This is a genomic window from Roseovarius halophilus (ex Wu et al. 2025), assembly GCF_047086965.1.
Map to the genome: position 1 here is coordinate 1 of NZ_JBKOTX010000302.1, position 4,804 is coordinate 4,804.

A 4,804-nucleotide genomic window follows, 5' to 3' on the forward strand; every position below is an offset into this window, starting at 1 on the left:
CGTGGCGCGCTTTTGCCCCCGCGGGTGTTCCGGATGGCCTTGAGGCTCTCGACGAACATCATGCCGTGTCGCGGTACGCACCGCGGCGCCGCCCGGCGAAACCGACCGCAAGTCCATCGGCATGCCGCTACTGAAGGGGGAAGGATGATGCGCAGCCTGTTCTATGTCGTGACGGCGCTGGCCGTGATCGGGCTGGCCTTCTGGGCCTATCGCGAGAATTACGAAACGCAGGAGGCGCAGGCCGAGGCACAGAAGCTGCAACGCCAGATCGCGCTGGAGCGTCAACGCCTGCGCGTGCTCAAGGCCGAATGGGCCTACCTGAACCGGCCCGACCGTCTGCGCGAACTGGCGGAGCTGAATTTCGAGCGCCTTGGCCTGATGCCGTTGCAGCCGTACCAGTTCGGCAAGATCGACCAGGTCGGATACCCGCCGGAACCGGAGAAGACGCTGGATATAACCGATCCCGTCGATGTCATCGGCATGGAGGACCGGTCATGATCCGCACGCCGCTGCGTCCGCTTGCGCGAATTCTTGAAGCCCGCGCCAAGGGCGAGAATCCCGATGCCATCGAACGCGAGAACATCCGCCTGCGTCACGAGGAGATGCGCGACCGCGCCCGCCGCCGGGCCGAGGGCCGGCTGCTGGTGCTCGCGGCGATGTTCCTGTGCGCTTTCGTCGTGGTCGGGGGGCGCATGGCCTTGCTCGCCAATTCGGATCCGGCCGAGCCCGGCGCCAGCGTGGCCGGGGCGGATATCCTGGCGCAGCGTGCCGATATCGTTGATCGCAAGGGCCGTGTGCTGGCGACCAATTTCGAAACCCATAGCCTTTATGCCCAACCGCCCCAGATGATCGACCCGGAACGCGCCGCCGCCGAACTGGCGGGGGTCTTCCCCGATCTCGACAAGGCACGGCTGGTCCGGGATTTTACGGGCAAGCGCAAGTTCCTGTGGATCAAGCGCAAGATAAGCCCCGAGCAGAAACAGGCGGTCCATGACATTGGTGAGCCCGGTCTGCTTTTCGGCCCGCGCGAGATGCGCCTTTACCCCAACGGCCGCCTGGCCGCGCACGTGCTGGGCGGTGCGGGCTTCGGCCGCGAGGGCGTCCATGCCGCCGAGGTGATCGGCGTGGCCGGCGTGGAAAAGCATTTCGACAAGAGGCTGCGCGACCCCGCCAAGGGACACGAGCCGCTGACGCTGTCGCTGGACCTGTCGGTTCAGTCGGCGGTGGAGCGCGTGCTGGACGGCGGCATGAAGATCATGAATGCCAAGGGGGCCGCGGCGATCCTGATGGACGCGCATACCGGCGAGATAGTCTCGATGGCCTCGTTGCCGGATTTCGATCCGAACGATCGCCCGCGCCCGCCCACCGAGGGCGACGCCGGCGACAGCCCGCTTTTCAATCGTGCGGTGCAGGGCGTGTACGAGCTGGGCTCGGTCTTCAAGATTTTCACCGCCGCGCAGGCGATGGAGCTGGGGCTGGTCGACGGGAGCACTGTTGTCGATTCCTCGGGGCCGATGCGGGTCAGCGGGCACAGCATCGGCGAGTTCAACAACAAGGATTTCGGCCCGCTGAGCGTGTCGGACGTGATCGTGAAGAGTTCCAACAGGGGAACGGGGCGGCTGGCGCTGCAGATCGGGCCGGCGCGGCAAAAGCAGTTCCTCGAACGGCTCGGTTTCATGGCGCCGGTACCGCTGGAGATGGTCGAGGCGTCCACGGGACGCCCCATGTACCCCGAGGCATGGACCGATCTTTCCACGGTGACGATTTCCTATGGCCACGGCCTGAGCAGCAGCCCGCTGCACCTTGCCGCGGGCTACGCGGCGATCGCCAATGGCGGGCGCAAGGTGACACCGACATTGCTGCGCCGGCGCGATGCCGCGCCGGGGCCGCGGGTTATATCCGCCGAGACCTCGGCGGCGGCGCGCGCGATGCTGCGCCGCGTTGTGTCCGACGAGGACGGAACCGCCAGTTTCGGCGAGGTCGCGGGCTATGCGGTGGGCGGCAAGACCGGTACCGCGGACAAGCCGAAGGCGCGCGGCGGCGGCTATTACGAGGACAAGGTGATCGCGACTTTCGCAAGCATCTTTCCCGCGCACGCGCCGGAATACGTCCTTGTGGTGACGCTGGACGAACCCGTGGAAACGAGCGGCAGCAAGCCGCGCCGAACGGCGGGCTGGACAGCCGTGCCCGTGGCCGCCGAGATCATTCGCCGCGTCGCACCCCTGCTGGGCCTGAGACCCGAGATTGAACCCGGGGAACTGGCTGGTATAACGCTCACATCCAACTGAGCCGAAAGGGCCCTTGGCGGTGGCGGAAAAGAAGACATTGGCGGAACTCGGCCTGACGGCGCAAGGCGGGCGGCAGGCCGAGGTAACGGGGCTGGCGGTTGACAGCCGCGGCGTGAAGCGCGGCTATCTTTTTGCCGCGCTGCCCGGCACGCGTGTTCATGGCGGCGACTTCATCGCGACCGCGTTGAGCATGGGGGCCGGGGCCATCCTGACGGACGCGCACGGTGCCCGGCTGGCCGCGGATGCCCTGTCGACAAGCGACGCGGCGCTGATCGTGGCCGAGGACCCGCGCGAGGCGCTGGCCTATGCCGCCGCGCTCTGGTTCGGCAGGCACCCCGAGACGATGGTGGCCGTGACCGGCACGAACGGCAAGACGTCGGTCGCCACCTTCTGCCGCCAGATATGGACGGAGCTGGGTTTCGAGGCGATCAATGTCGGCACGACCGGCGTGGAGGGCGCATGGACGGCGCCGCTGTCGCATACCACGCCCGAACCCGTCACGCTGCATCGCGTGCTGACCGGGGCCGCTGCGGCCGGCGTGACGCATGCCGCCATGGAGGCGTCGAGCCATGGTCTGGCCCAGAAGCGGCTTGACGGCGTGCGGATCGCGGCAGCCGGTTTCAGCAATCTCAGCCACGAGCATCTGGATTACCACGCCAGTTTCGAGGCGTATTTCGCGGCCAAGGCGCGTCTCTTCGCGAACGTGTTGCCCGAGGACGGGATCGCCGTGATCAACATGGACGATCCCAAGGGCGCGGACATGGCCGAGATCGCGACGGGGCGCGGGCACGAGGTGATCTCGGTCGGGCACGGCGCGGGCTGTGACCTGCGGCTCGAAGCGCAGAGATTCGAGCCGACGGGGCAGGAACTGCGCTTTGCATGGAACGACCGCGTCCGGCAGTCGCGCCTTGGCCTGATCGGCGGTTTTCAGGCCGACAACGTTCTTCTGGCCTGCGGGCTGGTCATCGCGGGCGGGGCGGACCCGGACCGTGTCTTCGACACGCTGCCGCGCATTCGCAGGGTCCGCGGGCGCATGGCGCTGGCCGCGACGCGCGCCAACGGCGCGGCGGTTTTCGTGGATTACGCGCACACCTCCGATGCCATCGCGACGGCCCTGCAGGCGCTGCGCCCGCACGTGATGGGCCGGCTCGTGGTGCTCGTCGGTGCGGGCGGTGATCGCGACCGGGCCAAGAGGCCGCTCATGGGCCGGGCCGCCGCGGAAAATGCCGACATCGTGATCGTGACCGACGACAATCCCAGAAGCGAGGAGCCCGCGACGATCCGTGCCGCGGTGATGGAGGGGGTTCGGCAGGCCGGCGGATCGGACAGGTCGCTGGATGTCGGGGACCGGGCCGAAGCCATCCTGAGGGGGGTTGACGTGCTGGGCCCGGGCGACGCGCTGCTGATCGCCGGCAAGGGCCATGAAACCGGGCAGATCGTCGGTGACGATGTGCTGCCATTCGATGACAGCGAACAGGCGAGCGTGGCCGTGGCCGCGCTTGACGGGGGCGTGGCATGACGCTTTGGAATTCCCGAGACGCCGCTGCGGCAACGGGCGGGCGCGTGAGCCGTGACTGGTCGGCGACCGGCATCTCTATCGATACCCGCACATTGGTGCCGGGGGATCTTTTCGTGGCGCTGACAGCGGCCCGCGACGGGCATGATTTCGTGGCCGAGGCGCTGGACAAGGGTGCCGCCGCCGCGCTGGTCTCGCACGTGCCCGCAGGTGTGCCCGAGACGGCGCCGCTGCTGGTGGTGGCGGACGTCCAGTCGGCGCTCGAGGCGCTGGGCCGCGCGGGGCGGGCGCGCACGGGGGCGCGTGTCGTGGCGGTCACCGGTTCAGCCGGCAAGACATCGACGAAGGAAATGCTGCGCCACGTGCTCTCGGCGCAGGGCCGCACCCATGCTGCCGAGGCCAGTTACAACAACCACTGGGGCGTACCGCTGACGCTGGCGCGCATGCCCGCCGACGCGGATTTCGCCGTCATCGAGATCGGGATGAACCGCCCCGGCGAGATCGCGCCGCTGGCCCGCATGGCCCGTCCCGACGTCGCCATCGTCACGACCGTGGCGCCCGCCCATCTCGAAGCCTTCGACGACATCGGCGGGATCGCCCGGGAAAAGGCGTCGATCTTCGAGGGGCTCGGGCCCGGCGGGTCGGCCGTTTTCAATGCGGACCTCGACCAGACACCGATCCTTGCCCGGGCTGCGACCGCGACCGGCGCGCAGGCGGTGCGCTTCGGTCGGTCGGCGAATCGGTACAGGCTGGTATCTGCCCAGCTCGCCGGGGAAAAGACGGTGGTCGAGGCCGCCCTTAACGGTGACAGGGTGCTTTTCAAGCTCGGGACACCGGGAAGGCATTTCGCCATGAACGGGCTTGCCGTGCTGGCGGCCGTCGAGGCCTTGGGCGCCGATGCGAACCGGAACCACGCCGATTGCGAGAAGAAGGGCGAGAGCGAGAACCCGGCCCCGTCCACGGAGAGGTAGTCGTCGCGGAAATCCTCGGGCGTCATGGC

General features: G+C 68.3%; 3 protein-coding genes and 1 pseudogene. All 4 read left to right on the top strand.

The window, feature by feature from the left end; genetic code table 11:
- Positions 1-147 precede the first annotated feature (147 nt).
- The gene (locus tag ACH107_RS30055; RefSeq protein WP_412509375.1) at positions 148-498 is read left to right on the top strand and encodes a cell division protein FtsL; all 351 of its coding nucleotides are present in this window, start codon (positions 148-150) and stop codon (positions 496-498) included.
- Entirely contained in the window at positions 495-2,288 is a 1,794-nt protein-coding gene (locus tag ACH107_RS30060; protein WP_412509373.1) for a peptidoglycan D,D-transpeptidase FtsI family protein, read from the top strand. Before ACH107_RS30055 ends, ACH107_RS30060 begins: the two co-directional genes overlap by 4 nt.
- 19 nt (positions 2,289-2,307) lie before the next feature.
- Entirely contained in the window at positions 2,308-3,807 is a 1,500-nt protein-coding gene (locus ACH107_RS30065; protein WP_412509374.1) for a UDP-N-acetylmuramoyl-L-alanyl-D-glutamate--2,6-diaminopimelate ligase, read from the top strand.
- Positions 3,804-4,703 (top strand): annotated as a pseudogene (locus ACH107_RS30070) (UDP-N-acetylmuramoyl-tripeptide--D-alanyl-D-alanine ligase); the annotation flags it as partial. The gene ACH107_RS30065 and the pseudogene ACH107_RS30070, both read left to right, overlap by 4 nt.
- Positions 4,704-4,804: the final 101 nt, after the last annotated feature.